This is a genomic window from Uniformispora flossi (assembly GCF_049534875.1).
In the GTDB taxonomy this organism is placed as follows: domain Bacteria; phylum Actinomycetota; class Actinomycetes; order Streptomycetales; family Streptomycetaceae; genus Yinghuangia; species Yinghuangia aomiensis.
Genome location: NZ_JBMULZ010000033.1, coordinates 1 through 25,460 on the forward strand (window position 1 = coordinate 1; position 25,460 = coordinate 25,460).

Here is a 25,460-nt window from a genome sequence, read left to right on the forward strand (position 1 = left end):
GGCCGCCCCCCCCCCGCCCCCGCGGCCGGGCCCGCCGGGCGGGGGGGGGGGGCCCCCCCCCGCCCGGGGCCGCCGCCCCGACGGCCGACACCACCGCCACGTACACCGTGGTCGGCGGCGACACGCTGTCCCAGATCGCCTTCGCGCACCGCATCGACGGTGGCTGGCCGGCCCTCTACGAGCTGAACCGCGACCAGCTCGCCAAGGGCGCGGACTGGATCGACATCGGCCAGGTCCTCAAGCTCGCCGGCTCCGCCGCCGCGCCGACCAAGGCCCCGGCCGCCCCGCTCACCGAGGACGCGGCTCCGGCCACACCGAAGACCACCACCCAGAAGAGCACCGCGAAGTCGGATGCGACCGCGCAGACCAAGACGCTGTCGGCCAAGCCGCAGAGCAGCTCCGCGAAGGCGTCGACGCTGACCGAGGACACCTCGTCCTCGTCCTCGTCCTCGTCCTCGTCCTCGTCCTCGTCGTCTTCGTCGACGTCGAGCAAGGCCGCGACCGCCATCGCGTTCGCCAAGGCGCAGCTCGGCAAGCCGTACGTGTACGGCGCCGAGGGCCCGGACGCGTACGACTGCTCGGGTCTCGTCCAGGCCGCGTACAAGGCCGCGGGCGTCTCGCTGCCGCGCATCACCAACGACCAGTTCGCGGCGGGCCGCAAGGTCTCGACGTCGGACCTGCAGCCGGGCGACCTGGTGTTCTACTACTCGGGCATCAGCCACGTCGGCATCTACATCGGCAACGGCCAGATCATCCACGCGCCGAACTCGCGCACCGTGGTCAAGATCGCCTCGGTCGACTCCATGCCGATCGCCGGGGCGACCCGCCCCGCATGATCTGAGGGTTCTCCCACCGACCGCCCCGCGCGGGGTCCGACGGCTCGCACTTACTCAGCGGGCGAGCCGTCGTCCCGCGCGGGGCTTCGGCGGTTCTCGCGGTGGCGGAGCGGGGAACCGCACGCGGGCGAGGCGGTGCCGCTACCCGGCCTTCCCGCGGACCGCCTCGCCCTCCGGCGCCTTGGCGGTCAGCTCCACCACCCCGGGTGCGCCGCCTGCGGGCAGGGGCGTGGCGAGCACCGTGCCGTCCGCGGCGGCCTTGAGTGCGCCCGTCGCGTCGATGTGCGTGATCCCGCGGCTTGCCGCGGCCAGGAAATAGCGCCGGCCGGACGGGGCCTGCCACCGCCGCCCGGCCACGATGCGCTGGCCGAAGCGGCTGCACAGGGCCGTGTCGTCGGCGCGGCTCAGCGGTTCCGGCTCGGCCTCGCCCGGGCCGCGGAAGACCACGGCGGCGGAGCCGGGGCCCCGCCACGTGTCGGCGCGGACGCACTCCCACGTCGCGCGGCCCGCCGCCTCGGGGAGGGTCTGCTCGGCGAAGTCCCAGAGGTCGACCGCGCGGATCCCCCGTCCGCGCATCTCCCCCAGCCCGCACGCGTTCGCCGCCCAGCTCGTCAGCGCGGCCGGGCTCAGCGCCTCGCGGGGCGCGCGGGCCGGATTGTCGGGGCCCGGCAGCGGGTTGTACGTCAGGTGCACCGGGCTCGGATCGCCCAGGTCGCCGACCAGGAACGCGTGCCGTTCGGCGATGCGGTCCGACGAGCGGAGCTGCAGCACCGGCCAGGACCGGCACGCGGTCTGCGCGTCGGGCAGGCCTGGCGCGCCCGTGGTCGGCACGGGGACGGGTTCGGTCGCGCCGTCCGCGGCGACCCGCAGCGGCCGCGGTTCGCCGTCCGGGCGCAGCAGGTCGCGGAGTCCCGCGGAAGCGACCCAGGGCGCGAGCAGGTAGCGGACCCGGTCGGCCGACCGGGTGAGCACGAGAGCCGCGGCGGTGGTGACGTCGGCGTCGTCCACGAGGGCGAACTGCAGGGATGCGACACGGTCCGCCGTTTCGGCGTAGCGCACGACGCGTTGGCCGTCGAACAGCATCACGACGGCCTCGATGCCGGCACCGCTGTCCACGTCTCCCGCGTACAGCAGCCGCGGGTCGGCGGGAGGCAGCGCCGCGGTGGTGCCGGGCGTCAGCGCGGGGCGCGGTCCGTTCCGGGTCCCCGGGGCCGCCGCCGCGCGCCAGGCGTCGAGGGCGCGGGCGAGCAGCGGCCGATCGGCGATCCGGGTGCCGCGGGCGGACCATGCCGTGAAGTCGACCCGGGAGGTGTCGGCCCAGGCCTCGGGCGCGGCCCGGATCAGCCGCTCGGGGACCAGGTAATCGACCACCGATCCCCGGACCGCCGCGGGCGCAACGGGGTCCTCGCCGCCGCTGCCGCCTCCCCCGTCGGCCAGACCCACCGTCAGTGCCGCGATGCACGCGGCCGCGGCGGCGAGGGCGGTCACCCGCACCCGGCGCCTGCGCCGCAGCAAGTCGGTCGGATAGGCGCGCACTTGGCAGGGGTCGAACTCCGGTGAGGCGAGCAGCACTTCGGTGCCGACGTCGAAATCCGCCGCGATCCGCTCCGCCGCGGCCAGTGCCGCCGCGGTGTCGTCCGCGCCCGCGTCGTCGAGCACGTCCGCGGCGCCGTCGGCGTCCAGCCCGTCGAGGCAGCACAGCGCGAACGCCGCGCGAGTCGCGGGGTCCGCGTCGGACAGGGCGTTGAGCAACGGCAGTTCGTCTTCGTCCGCCAGTCCCGGAGTGAGCCGCAGCCCCCACACCCCGGGCAGCCCGGGGCGGCGCGGCCCCCGGCCGGGGAACGGCCGCGGCCACCACTCCGACCGCCGCGACTCGGCCAGCGCCGCGGCCACCACCCGTGCACGGACCCATCCGAACGCGAACCCGTCGGCGGGGTCCGCGGTGGCCGCCGCGCCGCCTGCTTCCCCCCGCGCGGTGCTCACCCGCCGGACGTCCCCCGCCCCGTCGCGCCGATCAGGCTGCCCCGGCCCCCGCTCCGGCAGACTTCCCGGCACTCCCCGCCCGTCCCGCACGCGAGCCCACCACGCCGCCAACCCACCGCCCGGCAAGGCCCGCTGGACAAGCCGGTGCGCGGCGACCACCCGCCCGTGCCGGCCGAGCGCGGGCGGCAGGATGACGTAGGCCAGGCGCACCAGTTGCGGATACCGGGCTATCAGGACGGCTTCGGCGTCCCGCAGATCGGCGGTCGGCCGGAGGGCCAGGACGGGCGGCGGTTTGCGGATGGGCATAGGCAGGTCGACCCCCACGGCGGACGGCGTATGCCCGGCAAACGAGTGAAACCCACCCCGGTCACTGCCCCACCGACACCGCCCGCGACGTCAGCCGACACCAACCATTTGCCGCCACCGCAACGACAGCACGCAGAGCCCCGCCACCACCGCACCGGCCGCGGCAAACACCGGGAACAGGAACGCCGACCCCACCGAGACCTGCAACAGCAGCGCCAGCGACGCCAGCAGCACGTTCATCGCGGCCGCCGCCCGCACACCCGCGGACGGCCGCGCGCCGGCACGCCGCCGGCGCAGCAGCGCCGCACAGGCCCAGAGGCAGACGCCGATTGCGACGGCCGCGGCGGCGAGCCGCACCGCGTACCAGAAATCGCTCCCGCCGGCCCCTTCCTGGAAGATGCCGTCCCGCAGCAGCGGCGCCACGAAGTAGGCGTAGGCGGCGAACAGCGCCGCCTCTGCGCCGAGCGCGACGACGGTCAACGTGCGGATGGCGCGGCTTCCCCAAGCACGCACTGCGGCCTCCCCCGATGCCGGCGCGGGGCGTGGCATCTCGCACGCAGCCCCGCACCGCGGACGCTTGACGGGTCCAGCTTACGCAGGTCGTCATCTTCGGACACCAGTTCGATATGATCCTCCAACACCCCCGCATTCGAACGAAAGTTCGTGGGCAATAAGCGACACTTCGCCCGCGATCATCCGCCTTGTCGGTTCGTGGTGCGAAACTGTGCGCGTTCAGGGCCTCACTCCGTGCCCGCACTCCGCAGGCCCGGATCGGCCCGCCGCTGCGAAGGAGTACCGCCATGCTCGGCACCGCATTCGTCAAAGGCTCGCCCTGCTGGATCGACCTCGGGAGTCCGAACATCCGCGCCGCCGCCTCGTTCTACGGGGAGGTCTTCGGCTGGACGTTCGAGGACTTCGGCCCCGAGGCCGGCGGCTACGGCTTCCTCAAGAACCACGACCGGTCCATCGGCGCGATCGGCGGCCTGGACGAGGGCGCGATGTCCGCATGGACCGCCTACTTCGCCGCACCCGACGTCGACGCCGTCACCAAGGACGTGCAGTCGCACGGCGGTTCGGTGCGCGCCGAGCCGTTCGACGTGATGGACGCCGGCCGCATGTCCCAGGTCACCGACCCGCAAGGCGCCGGGTTCGCCCTCTGGCAGGCGGGCAGCCACGCCGGGTTCGACAGCGCGAGCCAGGTCGGGGAGCTGCTCTGGGTGGAGCTGCACACGCCGGACCCCGACGCCGCGTTCGGGTTCTACCGCGACCTCTTCGGCTGGCGCTCGCAGAAGATGGACGCCCCGGGCATGACGTACACGGTCGTGTCGACCTCGCAGGGCGACATCGAGGACGCGTCGTTCGGCGGCATCGCGCCGGACGACCAGCAGGGCCCCCGCTGGGTGCCCTACTTCCATGTCGCGGACCCGGACGCCACCGCGGCCCGCGTCCAGACCTCCGGCGGCACGGTGCTGATGCCCGCCGCCGACGTGCCGGACGTGGGCCGCATCGCCTGGTTCGCGGACCCCGCGGGCGCGGTGTTCGCCGTCCTCAAGCCCGACCCGCGCCAGGGTTCCTGAGCGGTATCCGGCGCGTCGGGCGCGGCCTCACTCCCCGGCCGCGGCCGGCACCGACACCCCGATGCCGCCCCGGGTCTGCCCGCCGTAGCGCTCCTTCTCGGCGGGCAGGTCCAGCGGCCGCACCGGCGCCACGCGGGCCGCGGTCAGCACGTCCTCGGTGATCAGGTCGAGCGGCAGCAGCCAGCAGATCTCCATCTCCAGGCCGTCCGGGTCCTGCGCGTACAGCGACTTGGTGGTGCCGTGGTTGCTCGCGCCCACCAGCGCGCCCGCGTCCGCGAGGACGCGGGCGAGCCGCTCCAGCTCGTCCAGCGTGTCGACCTCCCACGCCAGGTGGTACATCCCGACGGTGCCCTGGCCCGCGCCGGACGGCCGGGCCTGGTCGCCGATCTGGAACAGCCCCAGATCGTGGTCGTTGGTGCTCCCGGGCGCCTGGAGGAACGCCGCGCCCGGGAACGCCATCACGGTGCGGAATCCGAGCAGCTCGGAGTAGAACGCGACACTGCGGTCCACGTCGCGGACGTACAGCACCGCATGATTGAGACGAGTGACCGGCATGACGTGCTCCTCGGACTCCGGCGAACCGGATGCTTTCCCGGTTCCTCTCCTCCGACCCTACGCGCCGCGCACGGTCCGGCCGCGCCCCTCGTAGGGCAGCAGCCACTCCGCGTGCTCGGCGCGCTCCAGGGCCGCGGTGACCTCCTTCTCGGCGTCGTCCCGCGCGGCCCAGTGCGAGCCGTCGACGGACTTGCCGGGCTCCAGGTCCTTGTAGACCTCGAAGAAGTGCGCGATTTCGTTGAGTTGGTACGCGGGCACGTCCGCGATGCCGCGCTTCCCCCCATGCCTGGGGTCGCCCGCGGGCACGCACAGGATCTTCTCGTCCGGCCCCTTCTCGTCCCGCATGACGTACATGCCGAGTGCCCTGCACCGCACTCGGCAGCCCGGGAACGTCGGTTCGTCCAGCATCACGAGGGCGTCGAGCGGGTCGCCGTCGCCGCCGAGCGAATCGGCGATGAAGCCGTAGTCGGTCGGATAGGCGGTGGAGGTGAACAGCATGCGGTCGAGCCTGATGCGGCCGGTGTGCGGGTCCATCTCGTACTTGTTCCGACTGCCTGCCGGAATCTCCACGACGACGTCGAACTCCACGACAGCTCCTCCCTCATACGACCGTGCGCTACAGACGGCATTACAGAGGTGCGAATCGGCGCAGTCCGGGACCTTCCCCAGTGACCACCTCGTTACGCACGTGTGAACCACCCGAATGGAGCCGGAAACGGCCCCGCACAGCCCCCTCCACGGATCACTTGACTCGGTCAAGAAAGAAAGGTTTCCTGTCCACCGACAGCCGAACGGCACGATCCCCCGACACGTGAAGAGGGCCGCGCATGATCCGCATCGAGGACACCGACCGCGTCCGCGTCCTGACCCTGGACCGACCCGACGCCCTCAACGCGTTCAACGAGGCGCTCTACGACGCCACCTGCGAAGCGCTGACCGACGCCGCCGCGGACCCGGCCGTCGCGGTCGTGGTGATCACCGGCGCGGGGCGCGCGTTCTCCGCGGGGACCGACCTGATCGAGATGGCGCAGCGCAATTCCGGCGGGTTCACCGCCGGAAAGCACGGTTTCCCCGGCATGGTCGACCAGCTGGCGGCGTTCCCGAAGCCGCTGTTCCTCGCGGTCAACGGGCTCGGGCTGGGCATCGGCGCGACGATGCTCGGGTTCGCCGACCTGGTGTTCATGTCCACCGAGGCGCGGATCAAGTGCCCGTTCACCTCGCTGGGCGTGGCCCCCGAGGCGGCGAGCAGCGTGACGTTCCCGGCGCTGCTGGGCCGTCAGCAGGCCGCGTGGGTGCTGCTCAGCTCGGAGTGGATCGGTGCCGCCGAGTGCGTCGACATGGGTCTGGCGTTCAAGGCGGTGGCGCCGGACGCGCTGCTCGACGAGACGCTCCGGCACGCGAAGGTGCTCGCGTCGAAGTCGATCGCCTCGCTCGTCGAGTCGAAGAAGGTCCTCCTGGCCGGCCTCGGCGACCGCCTCGCCCAGGCGCGGACGCGCGAGGACGAGGCGTTCCGGCTGCTGCTCGGCGGCCCCGCCAACCGCGAGGCCCTGGCGGCGTTCGCGGAGCGCCGCGACCCGGATTTCGCGGCGGTCGACGCGCGGGCGGCGGAGGGGGGCTGAGGCCGGCCGAGGCGGCGGGCCCCCGAGGGCGGCGGGCCCGGTCGGGGCCGGGTGCCCGCTCAGGCGCGGAAGGTCCGCCGGTACGCCCCCGGCGAGACGCCGACCGCGGCGTGCAGATGCTGCCGCAGTGACACGTCCGTGCCGAATCCCGCACGTTCCGCGATCCGGGCCACGGACAGGTCGCTGCTCTCCAGCAGCTCCCGTGCCAGATCGACTCGTTGACGGGCGATCCACTGGCCGGGGCTCTGCCCGACCTCGGCTCGGAACCGGCGGGTGAACGTGCGGCGGCTCATGCCCGCGTGCCGGGCGAGGTCTTCGAGCCGGAGGGGTTCGTGGAGCCGGTCCAGCGCCCACGCCCGGGTCGCGGCAGTGCCCGCGTCGGTGGCGGGCGGGACAGGGCGGTCGACGTACTGTGCCTGCCCGCCCTCGCGCTGCGGCGGCACGACGCAGCGGCGTGCCACGAGGTTGGCGACGGCGCTGCCGTGGTCGACCCGGATCAGGTGCATGATCAGGTCGATCCCGGACGCCGCGCCCGCCGACGTCAGCACCTCGCCCGCGTCCACGTACAGCACGTCCGGGGTCACGGTGACCTGCGGGAACAGCTGCCCGAGGCGTTCCGCGTGCCGCCAGTGCGTGGTGGCGGGGCGGCCGTCGAGCAGTCCGGCGGCGGCCAGCACGTAGGTGGCGATGCAGATGGACACGATGCGCGTCCCGGCCGGGATGTGCTCCAGCGCGCGGGCCAGGGGCGCGGACAGGGCGGCGCCGTCGACGATCTCCGCGAACTCCTCGGATGCCGGGATGACCACGGTGCCCGCGGTCGCGAGCACGCGCGCGTCGTGCGGGACGGTGATCGCGAAGTCGGCCGCGGTGCGCACCGGCCCCCCGTCGAGCGAACACGTCACGACGTCGTAGAGCGGCCGGTCCGCGGCGTCCGTGGCGGCGCCGAAGAGCCGCGACGCGAGGCTCAGCTCGAACGGGATCACGCCGTCGACGGCGAGGACGGCGACCCGGTGCGGAACCGGTGCGGCATCCGCGGCCGCCGGTTCCGGAACGTGCGGAGCAGTGACGAGAGCCATGGCCCGATCCTTGCACATGGTGACCTTCGGGCCACTGTTTCCCCTGGTCGCTTCCCGGACATGCTGGGCCCGTGAACGACACGACCACGACCGAGAACCAGCCGGAGGCCACCATGAAGGCGATCAGCCAGGACGCGTACGGCGGTCCGGAGGTCCTCCGCGAGACCGACCTGCCCCGTCCGGTGCCCGGCCCGTCCGAGGTCCTCGTGCGGGTGCGCGCCGCGGGCATGAACCCGACGGACTGGAAGCACCGGCAGTTCCCAGGCTTCCTCGGGCGGCTCCCGCTGGTGCTCGGCTGGGACGTGTCGGGGGTCGTCGAGGAGGTCGGCGTCGGGGTGACGCTGCACGAGCCGGGCGACGAGGTGTTCGGCATGCTGCCGTACCCGTTCGGCGTCGGCGCGTTCGCCGAGTACGTCGTCGCCCCCGCACGTGCCCTGGCCGCAAAGCCGAAGAGCCTCGACCACACGCACGCGGCGGCCGTGCCGCTGGCCGCGCTGACCGCGTGGCAGGCGCTCGTCGACACCGCCGGCATCGGCCCGGGCGACCGGGTGCTGGTGCACGCCGCCGCGGGCGGGGTCGGGCACTTCGCGGTGCAGATCGCGAAGGCACGCGGCGCGTACGTCATCGGCACCGCGAGTGCGCCGAAGCACGACGTGGTCCGCGCGCTCGGCGCGGACGAGATGATCGACTACCGCACCGACGACTTCACCGCGATCGAACCCGTCGACGTCGTGCTCGACGCACTCGGCGGCGACACCGCCGCCCGGTCCCTGCGCGTGCTCAAGCCCGGCGGGCAGCTCGTGTCGATCGCCTTGCGCCAGCTGCCGGACGACCTGGCCGAGCATGTCGCCCGGGCGGCGCCGGGCGTCCGGGTGCGGCCGATCCTCGTCGAGGCCGACCAGGAAGGCATGCGCACGCTCGGCGAGATGGTCGACGCCGGCACCCTGCGTCCGCTGGTGGAGGCCGTGTTCCCGCTCGCCGAGGCGGCCAAGGGGCACGCGCTCGGCGACACGGGCCGGGTGACCGGAAAGGTCGTCCTGACCGTCGGCTAGGGCATATCCGGCGCATGCCGCGGGGGATCACGGGTTCCGGTATTCGCGAAGCCGGGGCCGGATCCCCCGCCACGTCGCCAGGGCCAGCGCCACCGCGGCTGCCGAGGCGAGCCAACTCCAGGCGCCCAGGTCGCGTTCGCCGGTGTCCGAGGCGGCGGTCATGTGGGTGCGGTTGATGGCGACGACGGCGTCGAGGTCGCTCTGCAGCCGCTCGTAGGCCCAGTTCGAATTGCCCGCGCGGTGGCTGGTGTTGAAGTCGACGGCGCCGCGGAAGTCGGCGGACGCCATGCCGCGCATCTTGGTGTCGAAGGCCTGGTAAGTGGCGTTCGCCTCGTACGCGGTCTGTGCCGCGTCGCGTTCGCCGTCGAAGGTGATGTTGTCCAGCTCGCGCGAGAACTGCATGGTCAGCAGGCGGGTGGTGTCGGCGTACCGGTCCGCGTACTGCCGGGCGTTGGCGGGGTCGACCAGCCAGCGGCTCTCGTCGCCGTTCGCGTCCGCGACCAGCGCCTTGGTGCGGGTCAGCGCGAGGACCGAGTCGAACGCGTCGTGTTTGGCGACGTCCAGTTCGTCGCGGGCGTCGAACGCCGCGCCCGCGCCGATCGCGACCACGCACATCGCGGCCACCGTCACGGCCGCCAGGATCGGGTTGAACACACGGTGTGTGCGCCGGAACAGGAAGATCTGGCCGCCGATCAGCAGCAGGACCAGCAGGATTCCGACGGCGAGGGCCAACGCCGCGTACCACGCGGCCTCGTCGCGCCCGTCCTGGTAGCCGTGGGTCACCGAGGCGGCATCGGCGTCGAGCAACGCGTCCGCGCAAGGCAGGAGTTCGTTGTGCATCATGTCGGTCGCCCGGCGCAGATTCGGCAAGGCCGGCGAGGGGTCTTGCAGGCGCCGGGCGTCGTCTTGGGCGTCGGCGTAGGTGATCTGGCCGGCGAGGTTGTCGTAGGCGCCGAGGTCGTCGACGAGCCTGCCGACCGTGTCGCGGGCGGCGGCACCGGACGCGTTCGCGGCCGAGGCCCGCAGTGCCTCGGCGACGACGGTCCGGTCGTTCCGGTACGCCGCCTGGGCGTCCGCGCGCGTGTAGCCGAGGCCGATTTCGTCGCCGACCAGGACGATGTTGGCGAGTTCGGCGTCCATCGAGGCAAGGCCCAGGTACAGGTTGTTCGCGGCCACCACCTGCGGCCCGGCGCCCTGTCCGACGACCCGCAGCCCGTCGTCCGCCGCGACCACGGCACGCGTCAGCAACGCCGCGAACCCGGCGGCGAGCACCGCGACGGCGACACCGTAGAGCCGCAGCAGGGTGGGCGTGGCGGTGAGCCGGAGGCCCGGGTGGCGCGGTCGCGGCGCCTTGCCGTGGGAGGCCGTTGCGCCGCGGGGCTGCCACAGGCGCTCCGGGAAGTCGGCGGGCCGGTCCGGGGCTCGGCCGGGCGGACGCGGGGGTGCGCCGACCGTGCCGATGCTCAGGACAAATGTGGGAGCCGTATAACCACTGCTCCCGGAGTTCCCCGTTGATCCCCGCATGAGAGGGACGGTAGGAACCCGCCTGCGGGGGAGGCAGAGGCGCTGCGGGATCCTGACGCGGGGATCCGCTTTCCTGACGAATCCTTAACGGGGATAAGGCTGTTGGTGCCCTGCCCGGCCCGTCCGACCCCGTTTCATGGCCGCAGCCACTCCACCAGCTTCGCCCGCGTCTCCGGTTCCCCGAACAACGTGCAGTGCCAGACCGCCCGCGGTGCCGGGAAGTGCACGAAGCGGTCGGCCGGGATGGGGAATCCGGCGGCGCTGCCGGGCGTCATGTCGACCACGCCTTCGGTCGGGACCACGAGGTCGTTGGCCTCCGGAAAGACCGCGTCCATCAGCAGATCCGCGGCGCGCAGCTTGGCGAGGAGCGGACCGTCCGGTTCGAAGTCGGCGTTGACGGCGTAGAACTCGGTGTCGGGCGCCCCGGCCGCGAGTGCGGCGAGCGACCGCCGCCGGACCACACCCCGGCCCGGCTCCGGCCTTATGCCACCCGCTCCCCCGCGAACGGCACCACCGCCCCGCCCCGGATCAGTTCCCCGTGCGGCTCCCCCGCCCCAGCGGGCGGCAGCGCCGCCCGCAGAATCCTTTCCGCAGCGTGCCCCCATACCGTGTCGGCCGCCGAGGACGAGAGACCCGCGACGTCGGGCACCTCCGGGTCGACGGCGTTGACGAGCACGTCACGCCGTTCGCCGCCCACGACCTGCTCCCACGCCGCCGCGCGCACCGCCGCCACCTGCCCGACGTGCGAGGCCACTTCGATCCACGCGGGCCAGCCCTCCGCAACCGCCGTCCCGGCTTCGACCGCCGCCACGTACGCGTCCATCACCGCGTCCACTTCGGCCGACCCCGCGCCCGCGAACCGGTCGCGCAGCCGCAGCGGCAGATGCTCCAGGGAGCCGAACGCCCCGGTGACCGCCACCGCCCGCCCGCCGTCCCGCAGCACCGGCAGGAACGCGGCGAGCACGCGGGCGAGGCCGTGGTTGTTCGCCTCGACGTAGTTCCGGACCTGCGCGGCGATCGGGGCGTCGAAGCCGATCTGCGCCCCGGGGACGGCCACCAGGATGTCGATGCCGCCGTGGCGCGCGGCCAGTTCCGCGGCCAAGTGCCGCGCCTGCGCCGGGTCCCGGACGTCCAGCGGCTCCCAGCGGACCGGGCAGCCCGCGGCGCGCAGGTCGCGGGCGGCTTCGGCGCCGCGGACCGGGTCGGCGTCCGTCAGGTACACCACCGCACCCGGCCTTGTGCCCAGCGCACGGGCGACCGCGCGGGCGAGTCCTCCGGTCCCCCCGGTCACCACGGCGGTCGGTGCGGTCGTCGGCATGGCGGTCTCGATTCGTTCGCGCGGGTGGGGTGGCTCCACGATCGTCCCGTCCGGCCGCGGGAACAACGGTCAACCCGGCAATGCTTGTTAATCCACGGGTTACCGAAAGCCGCGGCCGGCCGCGGCACGAACCGAAGGGCGCACAGGCGTGGAACTGCGCGACATCGAGATCTTCCTGACGCTGGCCGACGAACTCCACTTCGGGCGTACCGCGGACAAGCTGCTCGTTTCCCGGGCCCGCGTGAGCCAGGCCATCAAGCTCCAGGAACGCCGCATCGGGGCGCCGCTGTTCGAGAGAACCAGCAGAAGCGTCACGCTGACCCCGATAGGCGCGCAGCTACGCGAGGACCTCGACGCCGGCTACCGGCGCATCCACGAGGGCCTGGAGCGGGCCGCGGCCGCCGCGCGCGGGCTGACGGGCGTTCTGCGGCTCGGCGTGATGGACGCCATGCTGCACGAAATCCACGCGGTCACCGACCTGTTCCGCGAGCGCCACCCGGAATGCGAGCTGAGCATCCGCGAGGCCGTGTTCGGCGACCCGTTCGGGCCGCTGCGGGCCGGCACCGTGGACGTGCAGGTGGTGTGGCTGCCCGTCGAGGAGCCGGATCTCACCGTGGGCCCGGTGGTGATGGTCGAGCCGATGGTGCTCGCGGTGTCGGCGAAGCACCCGCTGGCGCAGCGGGAGTCGGTGTCGTTGGAGGACATCGCGGACGGACCGGTCTTCCGCATGCTCGGGAACGCGCCCGCCTACTGGGAGGAGGCGATCAACCCGCGGGTCACTCCCGGCGGGCGGCCGATCCGGCGCGGCCCCGCGGTGACGACGGCCACCGAGACGCTCGCGCACGTGGGCGCGGGGCTGGGTATGTCGCCGGTGCCGGAGCACGCGCCGCGGTACTTCTCCCGGCCGGACATCGCGTATGTGCCGCTGACCGACGCGCCGCTGATCCGCTGGGCGCTGGTGTGGCGGACGGCGGGCGACAGTCCGCTGGTGCAGGCGTTCACGCGGGCGGCGGCGGACGCGGCCGCCGGCTGACCCGGCGGCGGGGCCGGTCCGCCCGGCCCCGCCCCGGCCTACGCGTAGCGTTCCTTGAGGTCCTTCTTCAGCACCTTCCCGGCCGGGTTCCGCGGCAGCACCTCGACGATCTCCAGGCGTTCGGGCAGCTTCTGCACCATGAGGCCCTGCTCGCGCAGGAACTGCCCGAGCGTGTCGAGGGCGGGCGGCGCGGCCGGGTCGGCGGGCACGACGATCGCGCAGGCGCGTTCGCCGGTGGCCTCGTCGGGCAGGCCGACCACCGCGACCTCGGCGACGGCCGGGTGGGCGCTGAGCAGGTCTTCGATCTCCTTGGCGCTGATCGTCTCGCCCTTGCGGATGATCACGTCCTTGAGGCGGCCGGTGATGTAGATGTTGCCCGCGTCGTCGATGCGGCCAAGGTCGCCGGTGCGGAACCAGCCGTCCTCGTCGAACGCGTCCGCGTCCAGGGCGGCGTCGAGGTAGCCGAGCATGAGCTGCGGGCCCTTGGCGCGCAGTTCGCCTTCGCCGCCGGGGGCGGCGTCCGTGCCGTCCGGGCCGACGACGCGCACGCGCACCCCGGTGTTGGGGCGGCCTTCGGCGGCGCCCAGCGCCTCGTCCGGGTCGTGGACGCCCGCCATGCTGAGGATCGGGGCCTCGGTCAGCCCCCATCCGGCGACGATGCCCGCACCGCCGATCTCGTTCTTCACCTGGAGGTGCAGGCCCGGCGGCTTCGGCGCGGCACCGCCCGGGAAGCAGCGCACGTCGGGGAAGAGCTTGCGGCTCGGGTCCCGGCGCTGCGCGGCCAGGTAGGTCTGGTGGAAGACGGTGCCCGCACCCGCCAGGGTGACGCCTTCGCGACGCAGCAGTTCGACGGTCTCGACCGGGTCGAAGGCTTCGGTGAGGATCATCGTGACGCCGAACACGACGGACGAGGTCAGCCACGTCGTGCAGCCGCCGATGTGCGCGAAGGGGAACACCAGGCCGACCCGGTCGCCGGGCACGCACTCGATGCGCTCGGACATCCCGACCCCGGCGGCCATCACGGTCGCGTCGGTGTGCCGGGCGCCCTTCGGGTCGGCGGTGGTGCCGGAGGTGTAGAAGTACCAGCGCACGGGTGCGTCTTCGGGCTTCGCGGGCACCGGCGGGGGCGGCGGCAGCTTCGCCGGGTCGCCCGCCGGCAGCTCGCCGTCCACGACGAGCACGTCGAGGCCGCCGGGTGCCTTCGCGGCCACCGCGGCGGCCATCGCCGGGTAGTCGAAGCCGCGCCACACCGGCGGCACGATCAGCAGGCGGCTGCCCGCCTGGCCGGTGACGAAGGAGAGTTCGCGCTCCCGGTAGATCGGCATCACCGGGTTCTGCACCGCGCCCAGCCGGGCCAGCGCGCCGACCACGACGACCGACTCGACCCAGGTCGGGAGCTGCCAGGTCACCACCGTGCCCGCGGCGACGCCGCGGTCGGCCAGGTAGGCCGCGAACGACTCGGCGGCGTCGCGGTACTGGCCGTACGTCAGACGGCGGCCGCGTTCGTCGACCATCATCTCGGCGTCCGGGGTCGCTTCGGCACGCGCGGCGATCTCGGCCCAGAACCCGGTGTGCATACTGCCTCGCTCTCGACGGGACGACGGCGGATGCCCGTTTCTACCGCGTCCGGCGGCAACCCGCCACGGTGGGGCGGGGATGGTCGGCTACGGCTTGCCGTCGCGGGCGAGGGCCTGCTTGGCGACGACGACCTGCTGGATCTGGCTGGTGCCCTCGTAGATGCGGAACAGCCGGGCGTCGCGGTAGAAGCGCTCGACCGCGACGCCGCGCACGTAGCCGACGCCGCCGTGCACCTGCACCGCGCGGTCGGCGACCCGGCCGACCATCTCGCTGCAGAAGTACTTGGCGGCGGACGGGGCCATGCGGACGTCCTCGCGCCGGTCGTACTGTCCGGCGGCGGTTTCGATCGTGGCGCGGCCCGCGTACACGTCGGTCTGCGAGTCCGCGATCAGGCCCTGCACGAGCTGGAACTCGGCGATGGGACGCCCGGACTGGGTCCGCGACTTCGCATATGCGACGGTCTCCTCCAGCAGCCGCTGCGCCATGCCCACGCACAGCGCGGCGATGTGCAGGCGGCCGTGCGCGAGGCAGCGCATGGCGGTGCGGTAGCCCTGGCCGAGCCCCGCGTCCCCGCCGATCAGCGCGCTGTCCGCGACCCGGACGCCGTCGAACACGACCTCGGCCGTCCACGCGCCGGCCTGGCCCATCTTGTGGTCGCGCGGCCCGACCGTGACGCCGGGGGTGCCCGCTTCGACCAGGAAGGCGGAGATGCCGTCGGCGCCGCGCCCGGGATGGTCGGCGTCGCGGGCGAAGACCATGAACACGTCGGCGATCGGCGCGTTGGTGATGAAGCGCTTGGTGCCGTCGATCACCCAGCCGCCGCCGTCGCCGTCCGCACGGCGGGCGGTGGTGCGCAGGTCGCCGGGGTCGGATCCGGCCTCGGCCTCGGTGAGCGCGAACGACGCGGTCCATTCGCCGCTCGCCAGGCGCGGCAGATAGCGCTTCTTCTGCTCGCCGGTCGCGCCTTCCATGAGGACGTGCCCGGCGATGCCGTTGTTCGTGCCGAACAGCGACCGGAACGCGGGCGTCGTCCAGCCCAACTCCTGCACGAGCGCCACTTCCTGGCGCATCGTCAGGCCGAGGCCGCCGTACTCCTCGGGGATGGCGAAGCCGTACAAGCCCATCGCGGCGGCGGCATCGCGCAGCTCGGCGGGGACTTCGTCGGTCTCGTCGATGTGCGCTTCGAGGGGCACGACCTTGTCGCGGACGAAGCGGCGTACCGAGGCCACGATTTCTGCCACGTCGGAGTCGTCCACGCACTGCCTCCCGGTCGCCGACGGCTTCTCGCCGTTCCCGCACTCACACACTCCCGCAATCTCTCAAACTTTATAAGGAAAGAGTGCGGCGGTGGCTAGGCCGTGTCCGGTGGATATTCCAGGCACGGCCTAGGGGTGTCTAGCGCCAAGCGGTGATGTTCCCGGCCACGTGTTCCAGGTCGGCGAGTTGGGTGGGGTCGTAGCCGACCACGACGACGTGGGACTCGCCGGCGGCGACCGCGCGGCGGACGTCCTCGAGGTGGTCTTCGATGCCGACCTGGGGTCCGTCCGGTGTCCAGCACACCACCGGCACCGAAATGCCGCGGGAGGCGGCTTCGGCGACCGCCTCGCGGGTCGCGTCGTCCGGGGCGCCGCCGTCGACGAGCGCGACCGCGGGTAGTCCGGGCTCCGCGGCGCGCCGCGCGAACACCGCCCGCGCGGCGAACCCGGGCTGCGGCTCGGACGGCAGCTCGACGCTGTGCGGGCGCAGCGTGGGGAAGGTACGGGCGAGGAAGAAGCCCGCGGTGCCGGCGTCGGCGGCGACCATGCCGCGTTCGCCGAGCAGGAGGGCGTACTGGCGGGTGATGAGCGTGGGCGCCAACGGCGGCTTAGCACCGCCCCACGCTTTCTGCACGACGGCCGCGAGGCGGTCGCGCAGCGGGGCCTCGGTGGTCTCCGGGCCCTCGCGTTCGGCGCAGCGCACCGCGAGGATCTCCAGATCGGCGACCGGGCAGTCGGCCAGCGGCAACCCGTCGGGGAGCACGGGCTGCTCGCCGTCGGCGAGGCCGGTGGTGACGATCAGGTCGTAGGACTCCAGCTCGCACAGTTCCAGGTCGCGGGCCTGCAAGCCGATCGTGCCCAGGTGGTAGTCGCTGTCCCACGGCAGCACGCCCTTGGCGCGCCACGTGTTGTAGACGCCGATCCGCGCCTCCGCGGCCAACGCCCGCAGCCCGGGATCCGCCCTCGCCGCCACCACCCCGGACCCGGCCACGATGAGCGGCCGCCGCGCCCCGAGCACCTTGTCGGCGAGATCCGCCAGGGTCAGCGCCTCCGGCGCGATGTCCCGCGGCGTCCGCCAATGCCGCACCCGCGCCCGCCACGGATGTTCCCGCACCATGCCCAACCACCTCCGCGCATCCGCCCCGACCCCAAGACCTACCGGAAGGAGCGGTAATGCACCACCGAGACAGCCGAACGCGACCGACGTGGCCGCGTCGTCCGCCGGCCGGCGGGGACAGCCGCCGGCCGGAACGTTCGGCTGCGGCGTCACCGGGGCCGGATCCGCCGTCCCCCTGTGCGCGTTCGGCGGGCCACAGCTCGGGTCCGCCCCGCGACAGCGATACGCCGCCGTCCTCCCCGCAGGCTTCCGGGTACTCCGGGCGGGCCTGCGCCGGACTCGGCGAGCCGGTGGGCCCGCCCCGGACCCCGTGCGCGTCCGCGTCGTCCCGGCGGACAACAGGGCCGGGTGCGGCGTTCGTCGGCGCTGACGAGCGTCCTGCCATTGCGCGGCAAGGGGCAACGGATTCCCGGCCTGTCGCCGCCTCGGCGCTCGCGTCCGCGGCGTGCGGCCGCCGGGCCGCGGCGGCCCCCTGCCGCGCCCGGCGCGAACGAACCGCGGCCTCCGTGTCGGCTTCGGTTCCCGGCTCCCGCGCCCGGCCTACATGTACAAGAAGTGCGGCGACACCACGACCAGCGTCGGCACCACCACTGCCGCGGCCGTCAGCGCGCGGAGGCCGGCGACGGCGACCGGGGGCCTGGGGAGGCGCGGCTGGGGCGGGGCGAGTTCGAGGTCGGCCTGGCGTTGCAGCGGCCAGGCGAAGCACGGGCAGAACGGCCCGTTGGCCTGGCCGGGGCCCGACAGCTTGGCGAGTGCGCGGCGCAGGTTGGCGCGGGCGATCGGGCCGTGCACATCGGCGTCGGCGCCCTTCTCGGCCAACGCGGCGCTGTGGTCGGCCCAGCGGGCGAAGAACGGGATGCGCGGGAAGGCCTCGGCCAGCGTCTCGGACGCCGTCATCCACAGCGCGTCCCGGCGGCGCAGGTGGCCGGACATGTGGGTGAGGACCGCGTTGAGTTCCTCGGGCTTGAGCAGGTCGAGCGCGCGGGTGGTGACCTCGACGCGCGGCGGGCGCGACGGGAGCAGGACCAGGCGCGGCTGGGCGTCCTCGACGATCACCAGCCGCGGGTGGCCGCGCTCCACCTCGTCGAGGACCGGGCTGGTGCTGTCCAGCCGGTCGAGCTGTACGCGCAGGGCGCGGCGGTAGTCGCGGACCACCGCGCCGCCGCGCCGCCAGCCGGCCGCGAGTCCGGCGAGGACGCCGCCGGCGACCGCGAGTTGCACGGACAGCGGCACCTTGACGAGGCCGATGTCCGGTGTGACGCCGATCGCGCGGGCGGGCGCGGTCCACAGGTCGGGCGTGAACACGGGGACGGCGAGCGCGAGGGACGCGACGGCGCCGACCACGGCGGCGCGCCAGCCCTGCTGGACGAGGCGGGGGCTGAATCCGGCCGCTTCGGCGCGGTCCAGGACGAACGGCGCGGTGAGGAGGATTGCCGCCGCGAAAAGCGCCAGCACGTAACCGTGCATCACGTCGCCAGCCGCCTTCCGCCGTGGGGCCGATCCGGTCCGGTTCGGGCGCGGTACTGCGGGCATCCGGTGCGGACGCCGCCGTGGGGCCGTTCCCCAGGCGCCCTTTCTACCAAGGTTCGGGGCGTGAAGCCCAGGCCTTGAGTGCGTGTCCGGGCCCGCGAATTGGTCACATCGCGGGCCCGGTGCGGCGTGGCCGGAGTCAGCCGCGCCGCAGGCCTTCGAGGGTGGGACGGGCCGAGGCGAGGACGGTGCTCAGCCACGCGGTGTGGTCGTGCTCGGCGAGCCAGGCTTCCAGGCCGTCGAGGGGGACGTACACGACCTCGTGGACTTCGTCCGGGTTGAGGTCGGGAGCGCTGCCGACGCGGCCAACGAACAGGTGGTTGTACTCCTTCTCGACGAGGCCGGAGACCTCGTCGGTGACGTCGTACGTCACCGTGCCGGCCGGGGTCAACCCGGCGGCCTTGACACCGAGTTCCTCGTCGACCCGGCGGGCCACCGCGTCCACCGGCGGCTCTCCCGGGTACGGGTGGCTGCAGCAGGTGTTCGACCAGCGGCCCGGCGAGTGGTACTTGGTGAGCGCACGGCGCTGCATGAGCACCGACCCGGCGTCCGGCCCGTCGGACGGGCCCAGCAGGAAGACGGAGAACGCGCGGTGGAGTTGCCCCGGCGGCTGGTGTGCCGCCAGCTTCTCCGCGAGGCCGATGGTGTTGCCGTCGGCATCCACCAGCTCGACCATGACCTGGTCGGGCGAGGTTGCCTGCGTCATGCGTGCTCCCTAGCGTGCCGCTACCGTGCGTGCTCTCTTTGGTACTGCTCAGGGAACCCTACCCGGGCGACGTGGACACCGGGCGAATACCGGGCGAGGACCACTCGTGCGGGGACGGTTCGGGGACGGTTCGGGGACTGTTCGGGGACGCAGGCGCCATCGACTTCCCACCCTTGCGCTGCTTCACTGCCCCCAACGGTTAATGAACTCGCATCACACCGGGAGGCCCCATGCACGACCTGGTGATCCGCGGCGGCACGGTGGTGGACGGCACCGGCGCGCCCGCCGGTACCGCCGACGTCGCCGTCGACGACGGCCGCATCACCGCCGTCGCCCCCGCCCTCGGCCCGGCGCGCCGGGACATCGATGCCGACGGCGCCCTCGTCACCCCCGGCTGGGTCGACATCCACACCCACTTCGACGGCCAGGTGACCTGGGACGACCTGCTCACCCCCGCCTGCTGGCACGGCGTCACCACCGTCGTCACGGGCAATTGCGGGGTCGGCTTCGCGCCCTGCCGCCCCGACGAGCGGCGCCGCCTGATCGAGCTGATGGAAGGCGTCGAGGACATCCCGGGCACGGCGCTGCACGAAGGCATGCGCTGGGGCTGGGAGTCGTTCCCCGAGTACCTCGACTTCCTCGCCGACCGCCGCCTCGTCATGGACGTCGGCACGCAGATCTCGCACGGCCCCGTCCGCACCTATGTGATGGGCGAGCGCGGTGCCCGCAACGAGCCCGCGACGCCCGACGACATCGCCGCCATGGCCGCGATCGTCCGCGAGGCGATGGACGCGGGCGCGCTGGGCTTCACGACGTCGCGCACGATCATGCACCGGGCGATCGACGGCGAACCCGTCCCGGGGACCTACGCCGCCGAGGACGAACTCTTCGGCATCGGCGCCGCCCTCAAGGCCGCCGGCCACGGCGTCTTCGAGGTCGCCCCGGCGGGCGTGGCCGGCGAGGACGATCTGGCACCGTCCCGCGAGGTCGCCTGGATGCGCCGCCTGGCCGGAGCGATCGGCCGGCCGGTCGCGTACGGCATGACCCAGTCCAACGCCTCCCCCGACCTCTACCGCGACCTCCTCGCCGAGACGCAGGCCGCCGCCGACGCGGGCGCCGAGGTGTGGATGCAGGTCGCCGGGCGCGCCACGGGCCTGCTGTTCAGCCTGGAGACGACGTTCCACCCGCTACGGGGCCGCCCCACCTTCGACGCGCTGGCCGCGCTGCCGCTCACCGAACGCGTCGCGAAGCTCCGCCAAGCGGACGTCCGCGCGGCGATCCTCGCCGAACCCACCCCGCCGCGGTCGCTGCTGTCGTCGTTCGGCGACCGCATCGTGCCGATCGGCGACGAAGTGGACTACGAGCCGTCGTACGAGGACAGCCTCGTCGCCCGCGCCGACCGCGAAGGCCGCGCCCCCGACGCGGTGCTCTACGACCTCATGCTCGAGCGCGACGGCCGCCGCATGTTCATGATCCCGATCCTCAACTACGCGTCCGGCGACCTCGAACCCGTCCGCGAGATGCTCCTGCACCCGCGCTCGGTCTTCGGCCTCGGCGACGCCGGCGCGCACTGCGCGACCATCTGCGACGCCAGCATGACCACCACGATGCTCACCCACTGGGCGCGCGACCGCAGCCGCGGCGCCAAGCTCCCGCTGGAGCTGGCGGTGAAGAAGATGACCGCGGACACCGCCGCGCTGTACGGCCTCCGCGACCGCGGCGTGCTCCGCCCCGGGCTGCGCGCCGACCTCAACGTGATCGACCTCGACCGGCTGCGCGCCCACCCGCCGGAGGTGCTGTACGACCTGCCCGGCGACTGCCCGCGGCTGATCCAGCGCGCCGACGGCTACACCGCCACGGTGGTCGCGGGCGAGGTGACCTTCCGGGACGGCGAGCACACCGGCGCCCTGCCGGGCCGCCTGGTCCGCGGCGGCCGCGGCTAGGCACCGAGCGACTCCGGAGCTGCTCCGGAACCGCTCCGGAACTGCTCCGGAACCGCTCCGGAACGACCACGAGGGCCCTTCCCGGCCGGCGCCGGGAAAGGCCCTCGTTCGCGTTCCACTGCCTGTGCCTGCCTGGGCGGTCGGCCCCTGAGCATGGGCCGACCGGAATCTCCGGGCGTCAGACGCGGGCGCCGTCGACCGCCACGCGGTCAAGCTCGATCTCGGGGCCGCAGGGGCACTCGTCTTCCTTCGGCGCACAGTCGTGCTTCGGCGACTCGTGGTGCGGCGGCGTCACCGGCGGGGTGGTGTGGTGCGGGGGCTCGTGGTGCGGCGGGGTGCTGGGGGGGCACGCCGGCGGCTCGTGCTTCGGCGGCTCGTGGTGCGGCGGCGTCACCGGCGGGCACGCCTCCGGCGGGTTGTGGTGCGGGGGCTCGTGGTGCGGCGGCGTCATCGGCGGCGCCACCGGGCCCTCGGCGTTGATGCAGGTGTTGCCGAAGGCGGGGTTGAGCGCGCCGATGACGTTCACGCTGTTGCCGCAGACGTTGACCGGGACGTGCACCGGAACCTGGATCAGGTTGCCCGAAAGCACACCGGGCGAGTCCACAGCGGCGCCGTTCGCCCCGGCGGACGCGTACGCCGTCCCGCCCATGGCGAAGATGCCGCCGACCATGGCGGCAGCCACCACGGTCTTCTTGGCCAGCTCGTTCACTGATTGTTTCCCATCGTTCGAATGACGGTGGAGCCTCGGCTCCACCGCCATCAACGCGCGAACATGCGGCCAGGCAACGGGAAGATCACCAATTCGCCCGTATGCGCGACATCGCCCGTGGTGACCGTTTATGACGTGTCGTCAGTTGATCGGACGACAGCGGCGGCCGCCCTCGGGAAGACCGGGGACGACCGCCGTCGGGGCGTTCGGAAGCGCGCTCAGTCGCGCGGAATCGACGTGTGGTGGTGGATGACCTCGGCGATGAGGAAGTTCAGGAACTTCTCCGCGAAGTCCGGGTCGAGCTTGGCGTTGATGGCCAGCGCGCGCAGGCGCTGGATCTGCACGGCTTCGCGCCCGGGGTCGGCGGGGGGCAGGTCGTGCGTCGCCTTGAGGATGCCGACCCGCTTGGTGCACTTGAAGCGCTCGGCGAGGAGGTGGACCAGGGCGGCGTCGATGTTGTCGATGCTGTCCCGGAGGTCCTGCAGTTCGGCGGGGATCGCGGCGGGCGCGGCCTGCGCCGCGGCGTCGCGGGGCGCGTCCCCGGGCTGCTGTGCGGTGGTTCGGTCGGCCATGGCGCGCCACCCTACCGGGGGACGGACCGGCGCCGACGCGGAGGTGTCGGCGCGTCCGTCCGGGGGAACGTCAAGGTACGGCCGATTCACCGCCGGCGCACGCCGGTGCGTGGTCGGCGGACTGCATGCGACGAGGCACGAGGGGGCGCTCGGCATGGATGACGTCCGCCTGACACCCGCCGAACGGCGGGCGCTCGAAGAGATCGAAGCGGAACTGCGCAAAGACCGTGATCTCGACCGCGCGCTGCGGCGCATGCGCGCCCCCAAACAGGGCCGCCACCTGACGCGCCGCCAACGCCCCGAGCGCCCGGCCGGCGCGGCGGCGGGCGACGACGCCGCCCCGGGAGAGCATCCGGGCGAGACGGCGGTTTCCGGCCACGGCGATGCGGCGCACCGCTGGCTGCTGGGGGTCTTGTTCACCATCGCGCTGTTCGCCGCGATGCTGAGCCTGGGGACGGTGTACTTCCTGGTCCTGGCTCTGGTCGCGATCACGCTGGCGGCGACGGCGGGCGTGGTGTGGATGTGCGTGACGCTGTATATGCGGGGCCCGAATACGGGGTGAGTGGGCCGGTGCCGGTGCCGCCTCGTCGCGTGCCTGACGGCGCGTCAACGAGCGTGCCGCCGCCGCCCGGCAGGGCCCAGGCCACGCCCGCGCGCCGCCACCAGCACCGTGCCCATCGGCCCGAGGGCGCCGACCACCAGCGCCACGTCGAGCGCGCCGAGCCGGCCTTGCCCGATCGAGAGGAACACCAGGGCGAGGCACGCGACGATCGAGGCGAGCACGCACGCGGTCATGCGGTTCTGCCGCGGGCCGTAGAAAAAGGCCCACCCGCATGCCGCCATTCCCAAGACGGCGGTGGCGAGCGCGGCGATCGAGGTCGTCGTCATCGCGGGAACCTCCGCATCCGTACTCGGGCCGGTCGCGGCCCGGAATCCGAGTGTTACCCGGATTGACCGCAATGATGCCCCAGCCTCCGCCGCGAACCCCGCCCCCACCCCGGGCGACGCACCTCACATCACACGCAGGTGATTCCCGGCGACAAAGGGTGCCGACGACCGGATCACGAGCCGGACCACACGAGCGTCCGACGGCACACGGGAACACCCGAGGGCGTCCGGGCCAACGCGCTCCGCACACGGGAACGCTCCCGAGTCGGCCGGTCGCATTTCCGTCGTATGCGGCCACACCTCGCCGCGACCGCTCGCCGTCGGCCGCAGACCGGAACCGTCGCACGCCGCGCGCCCGGCCGACGTCGGTCGGACGCCGTGCTCGGGTCCGGGCTTCGGACAAACGCCCTACCGTCCGGCCCCGCCTCATGCCCCCTTCGGGGCACGTCCGCCGATCGACTGGGTGATCCGCATGCAGGCCTTCAGCAGGCGCTTGCCGGCGCGGTCGATTTCTCGCGGAGTCAGAGCGCGCTGGGGCTGGATCGACAGGTTCATCTGGGTTGTGCCGTCGTGGCCGAAGACCGGGGCGCTGAGGGAGCTGACCGGGTGGCGGGCGGTGTCGGTGAGGTCGCCGGGCAGGTACTCGGCCTGGTGGAGTTCGGCCAGCAGGGTCATGACCATCGGCTGGAGGCCCTCGGCCAACGGGTCGTCGCTGAGTTCGGCGAGGGCCTGGCGGAGGCGGACGCCGGCCGGGGTCAGTCGTTCGACGCTGTAGCCGCGCTCGCGGATCGCCGCCAGTGAGGCGAGCAACGGGTCGTGCGGGGCCGGGCGTTCGGTGCGCGAGGCCCATTCCTCGGCGACCGCGTCGCCGGCCCACGCCACGAAGACGCCGCCGAACGGCGGGGCGAGCGGAATCCGGCGGCCGATGCGGACCGCACCGGTATCCGCGCCGCCCGCGTACGCCACGATCACCAAGTGGCCCTCGCTGCGGATGGCCGCGGTCGTCTCGTAGCCGAGGTCCTCGGCCAGCGCCGCGGCCTCCGCTTGGGCCAGCCGCACCGCCGGGTAGGCAAGTTCGGCGGAGCGCCCGGCGGCCACCAGCGCGGGCCCCAGCGTGAACGTCTTGTCCGACGGGTTGCGGATCAGGTAGTCCGCGTTGGCCAGGCTCGCGGTCACCGCGTGGCACGTCGCCTTGCTCATACCGAGCGCCCGCGCGATGTCGCTGAGGCTGAACGCGTGGTCCGGGCGGCTCGCGAGCAGTTCCAGGACCCCCACGACGCGGTCGGTGGGCGGGGACGGGCTCGCCCCCGCGGTATCCGTTCCGGTGCCTTCGACCTCCGCCATCGTCCCTCTCCGCCTCGGCGCCGCCCCGGCCGGTCCGGCGCCGTCCGCAGGGCGCGGACACGCTACCAAGACCGCGGTCCTCATAGCGCGGCCATGACCCGGGCACCAGCCGGAACACGCAGACCACCAAACCCCCTGGGGGTACTTGACCGCCATCAACGAAGCCCGGTAGCTTCATCCTCGACGGAGATACCCCATGGGGGTATCAGGCAGGCTGTCGGACCAGGGGCGGGAAACGATGAGCGGCAACACGACGCAACACCACGACGCGCACCGGAACCACGGCGGCCACGAAGGACATGACGGGCACCAAGGCCACGAAGGCCACGAAGGCCACGAGGCGCACACGGCACACGAAGGACACCAAGGACACCAAGGGCAGGAAGGACACCGCGGGCACGTGGGGCACGAGGGACACGCCACCCACGAAGCCCACGGCGGCCACGAGGCCCACGCGGGACACCACGGCGACACCCACGCCCACGCCCACGCCCACGGCCCCGTCTCCTGGCGCATGGCCGCCCTCGCGACCCTCCACTGCCTCACCGGCTGCGCCATCGGCGAGATTCTCGGGCTGGCGATCGGGACCGCGTTCGGGTGGGGCAACGGCGCGACGATCGTCATAGCCGTCGTCCTGGCGTTCGTGTTCGGCTACGGCCTGACCATGTTCGGCCTCCGCCAGGCCGGCCTGTCCTTCACCGCGCTGGTCAAGACCGCGCTCGCCGCCGACACCGTGTCGATCGTCGTCATGGAGATCATCGACAACGGCTTCATGATGTTCTACCCCGGCGCGATGGACGCCGGACTCGGCGACCTGCTCTTCTGGGGCACGCTCGCGGCCGCCCTGGCGCTGGCGTTCGTGGTGACGACCCCGGTCAACAAGTGGCTCATCGCCCAGGGCAAGGGCCACGCCGTCGTGCACGGCATGCACTGACCCG

The 25,460-nt window shown here is 73.4% G+C and carries 25 protein-coding genes; 8 read left to right on the forward strand and 17 right to left on the reverse strand.

What is annotated here, in order from left to right:
* Positions 1–107: 107 nt before the first annotated feature.
* Positions 108–836 carry an NlpC/P60 family protein gene (locus ACPA54_RS37625; RefSeq protein ID WP_423536857.1) on the forward strand — a complete coding sequence of 243 codons (729 nt, stop codon included), beginning with the start codon at positions 108–110 and terminating at the stop codon, positions 834–836.
* A 141-nt stretch (positions 837–977) separates the two neighbouring features.
* Here the strand turns inward: ACPA54_RS37625 and ACPA54_RS37630 are convergent, their stop codons facing one another.
* Both ACPA54_RS37630 and ACPA54_RS37635 read right to left on the reverse strand, forming a co-directional pair.
* Positions 978–3,125, reverse strand: a complete 2,148-nt coding sequence (locus ACPA54_RS37630) for a hypothetical protein (RefSeq protein ID WP_423536859.1) — start codon at positions 3,123–3,125, stop codon at positions 978–980.
* A 90-nt stretch (positions 3,126–3,215) separates the two neighbouring features.
* Positions 3,216–3,605, reverse strand: coding sequence for a hypothetical protein (locus tag ACPA54_RS37635; protein ID WP_423536861.1), 390 nt, complete (start codon positions 3,603–3,605; stop codon positions 3,216–3,218).
* A gap of 320 nt (positions 3,606–3,925) precedes the next feature.
* Here ACPA54_RS37635 and ACPA54_RS37640 point away from each other — a divergent pair, with 320 nt between their 5' ends.
* On the forward strand, positions 3,926–4,702 hold the full coding sequence (locus ACPA54_RS37640) for a VOC family protein (RefSeq protein ID WP_423536862.1): 777 nt from the start codon (positions 3,926–3,928) through the stop codon (positions 4,700–4,702).
* Positions 4,703–4,729: 27 nt separating this feature from the next.
* Here the strand turns inward: ACPA54_RS37640 and ACPA54_RS37645 are convergent, their stop codons facing one another.
* Both ACPA54_RS37645 and ACPA54_RS37650 read right to left on the reverse strand, forming a co-directional pair.
* Entirely contained in the window at positions 4,730–5,257 is a 528-nt protein-coding gene (locus ACPA54_RS37645; protein ID WP_423536864.1) for a VOC family protein, read from the reverse strand.
* 57 nt (positions 5,258–5,314) lie between these two features.
* Complete coding sequence (locus tag ACPA54_RS37650) at positions 5,315–5,845, reverse strand: inorganic diphosphatase (RefSeq protein ID WP_423536865.1); 531 nt, start codon at positions 5,843–5,845, stop codon at positions 5,315–5,317.
* 239 nt (positions 5,846–6,084) lie between these two features.
* On the opposite strand from ACPA54_RS37650, the gene ACPA54_RS37655 reads away from it, so the two are divergent.
* On the forward strand, positions 6,085–6,876 hold the full coding sequence (locus ACPA54_RS37655; protein ID WP_423536867.1) for an enoyl-CoA hydratase/isomerase family protein: 792 nt from the start codon (positions 6,085–6,087) through the stop codon (positions 6,874–6,876).
* 59 nt (positions 6,877–6,935) lie between these two features.
* Here the strand turns inward: ACPA54_RS37655 and ACPA54_RS37660 are convergent, their stop codons facing one another.
* A complete protein-coding gene (locus ACPA54_RS37660; protein WP_423536868.1) occupies positions 6,936–7,952 on the reverse strand; it encodes a GlxA family transcriptional regulator in 1,017 nt (338 codons plus the stop codon).
* A 113-nt stretch (positions 7,953–8,065) separates the two neighbouring features.
* Between ACPA54_RS37660 and ACPA54_RS37665 the strand changes: the two genes are divergently transcribed.
* A complete protein-coding gene (locus ACPA54_RS37665; protein ID WP_423536934.1) occupies positions 8,066–9,004 on the forward strand; it encodes an NADP-dependent oxidoreductase in 939 nt (312 codons plus the stop codon).
* A gap of 27 nt (positions 9,005–9,031) precedes the next feature.
* Here the strand turns inward: ACPA54_RS37665 and ACPA54_RS37670 are convergent, their stop codons facing one another.
* The 3 genes from ACPA54_RS37670 to ACPA54_RS37680 all read right to left on the reverse strand — a co-directional run bounded on the left by ACPA54_RS37670 (position 9,032) and on the right by ACPA54_RS37680 (position 11,846).
* Positions 9,032–10,528 (reverse strand): hypothetical protein, encoded by a 1,497-nt coding sequence (locus tag ACPA54_RS37670; protein WP_423536870.1) that lies wholly within the window; start codon positions 10,526–10,528, stop codon positions 9,032–9,034.
* Positions 10,529–10,662: 134 nt separating this feature from the next.
* Positions 10,663–10,989 (reverse strand): hypothetical protein, encoded by a 327-nt coding sequence (locus ACPA54_RS37675; RefSeq protein WP_423536871.1) that lies wholly within the window; start codon positions 10,987–10,989, stop codon positions 10,663–10,665.
* 20 nt (positions 10,990–11,009) lie between these two features.
* The gene (locus ACPA54_RS37680; RefSeq protein ID WP_423536873.1) at positions 11,010–11,846 is read right to left on the reverse strand and encodes an SDR family NAD(P)-dependent oxidoreductase; all 837 of its coding nucleotides are present in this window, start codon (positions 11,844–11,846) and stop codon (positions 11,010–11,012) included.
* 148 nt (positions 11,847–11,994) lie between these two features.
* Between ACPA54_RS37680 and ACPA54_RS37685 the strand changes: the two genes are divergently transcribed.
* On the forward strand, positions 11,995–12,879 hold the full coding sequence (locus ACPA54_RS37685; protein WP_423536875.1) for a LysR family transcriptional regulator: 885 nt from the start codon (positions 11,995–11,997) through the stop codon (positions 12,877–12,879).
* Positions 12,880–12,917: 38 nt separating this feature from the next.
* On the opposite strand, the gene ACPA54_RS37690 is transcribed toward ACPA54_RS37685, so the two are convergent.
* The 5 genes from ACPA54_RS37690 to idi all read right to left on the reverse strand — a co-directional run bounded on the left by ACPA54_RS37690 (position 12,918) and on the right by idi (position 19,066).
* Positions 12,918–14,456 (reverse strand): AMP-binding protein, encoded by a 1,539-nt coding sequence (locus tag ACPA54_RS37690; protein WP_423536877.1) that lies wholly within the window; start codon positions 14,454–14,456, stop codon positions 12,918–12,920.
* Between the two features lie 87 nt (positions 14,457–14,543).
* The gene (locus ACPA54_RS37695) at positions 14,544–15,713 is read right to left on the reverse strand and encodes an acyl-CoA dehydrogenase family protein (RefSeq protein WP_423536878.1); all 1,170 of its coding nucleotides are present in this window, start codon (positions 15,711–15,713) and stop codon (positions 14,544–14,546) included.
* 139 nt (positions 15,714–15,852) lie between these two features.
* Positions 15,853–16,830 carry a hypothetical protein gene (locus ACPA54_RS37700; protein ID WP_423536880.1) on the reverse strand — a complete coding sequence of 326 codons (978 nt, stop codon included), beginning with the start codon at positions 16,828–16,830 and terminating at the stop codon, positions 15,853–15,855.
* A 540-nt stretch (positions 16,831–17,370) separates the two neighbouring features.
* Positions 17,371–18,300: a M56 family metallopeptidase gene (locus ACPA54_RS37705; protein ID WP_423536882.1), complete on the reverse strand. Its 930-nt coding sequence runs from the start codon at positions 18,298–18,300 to the stop codon at positions 17,371–17,373.
* Between the two features lie 199 nt (positions 18,301–18,499).
* A complete protein-coding gene (gene idi, locus ACPA54_RS37710; RefSeq protein WP_423536884.1) occupies positions 18,500–19,066 on the reverse strand; it encodes an isopentenyl-diphosphate Delta-isomerase in 567 nt (188 codons plus the stop codon).
* Between the two features lie 230 nt (positions 19,067–19,296).
* On the opposite strand from idi, the gene ACPA54_RS37715 reads away from it, so the two are divergent.
* The gene (locus tag ACPA54_RS37715; RefSeq protein ID WP_423536885.1) at positions 19,297–21,009 is read left to right on the forward strand and encodes an N-acyl-D-amino-acid deacylase family protein; all 1,713 of its coding nucleotides are present in this window, start codon (positions 19,297–19,299) and stop codon (positions 21,007–21,009) included.
* Positions 21,010–21,187: 178 nt separating this feature from the next.
* Here ACPA54_RS37715 and ACPA54_RS37720 read toward each other — a convergent pair whose 3' ends face one another.
* Both ACPA54_RS37720 and ACPA54_RS37725 read right to left on the reverse strand, forming a co-directional pair.
* Complete coding sequence (locus ACPA54_RS37720; protein WP_423536887.1) at positions 21,188–21,718, reverse strand: chaplin; 531 nt, start codon at positions 21,716–21,718, stop codon at positions 21,188–21,190.
* A 218-nt stretch (positions 21,719–21,936) separates the two neighbouring features.
* Positions 21,937–22,290, reverse strand: a complete 354-nt coding sequence (locus ACPA54_RS37725; RefSeq protein WP_423536888.1) for a chorismate mutase — start codon at positions 22,288–22,290, stop codon at positions 21,937–21,939.
* 154 nt (positions 22,291–22,444) lie between these two features.
* Between ACPA54_RS37725 and ACPA54_RS37730 the strand changes: the two genes are divergently transcribed.
* Positions 22,445–22,852, forward strand: a complete 408-nt coding sequence (locus ACPA54_RS37730) for a hypothetical protein (RefSeq protein ID WP_423536890.1) — start codon at positions 22,445–22,447, stop codon at positions 22,850–22,852.
* Between the two features lie 44 nt (positions 22,853–22,896).
* Here the strand turns inward: ACPA54_RS37730 and ACPA54_RS37735 are convergent, their stop codons facing one another.
* A complete protein-coding gene (locus ACPA54_RS37735) occupies positions 22,897–23,178 on the reverse strand; it encodes an MrpF/PhaF family protein (RefSeq protein WP_345680032.1) in 282 nt (93 codons plus the stop codon).
* Positions 23,179–23,604: 426 nt separating this feature from the next.
* On the reverse strand, positions 23,605–24,522 hold the full coding sequence (locus tag ACPA54_RS37740; protein ID WP_423536892.1) for an IclR family transcriptional regulator: 918 nt from the start codon (positions 24,520–24,522) through the stop codon (positions 23,605–23,607).
* Between the two features lie 238 nt (positions 24,523–24,760).
* Here ACPA54_RS37740 and ACPA54_RS37745 point away from each other — a divergent pair, with 238 nt between their 5' ends.
* The gene (locus ACPA54_RS37745; protein WP_423536894.1) at positions 24,761–25,456 is read left to right on the forward strand and encodes a DUF4396 domain-containing protein; all 696 of its coding nucleotides are present in this window, start codon (positions 24,761–24,763) and stop codon (positions 25,454–25,456) included.
* Positions 25,457–25,460 lie beyond the last annotated feature (4 nt).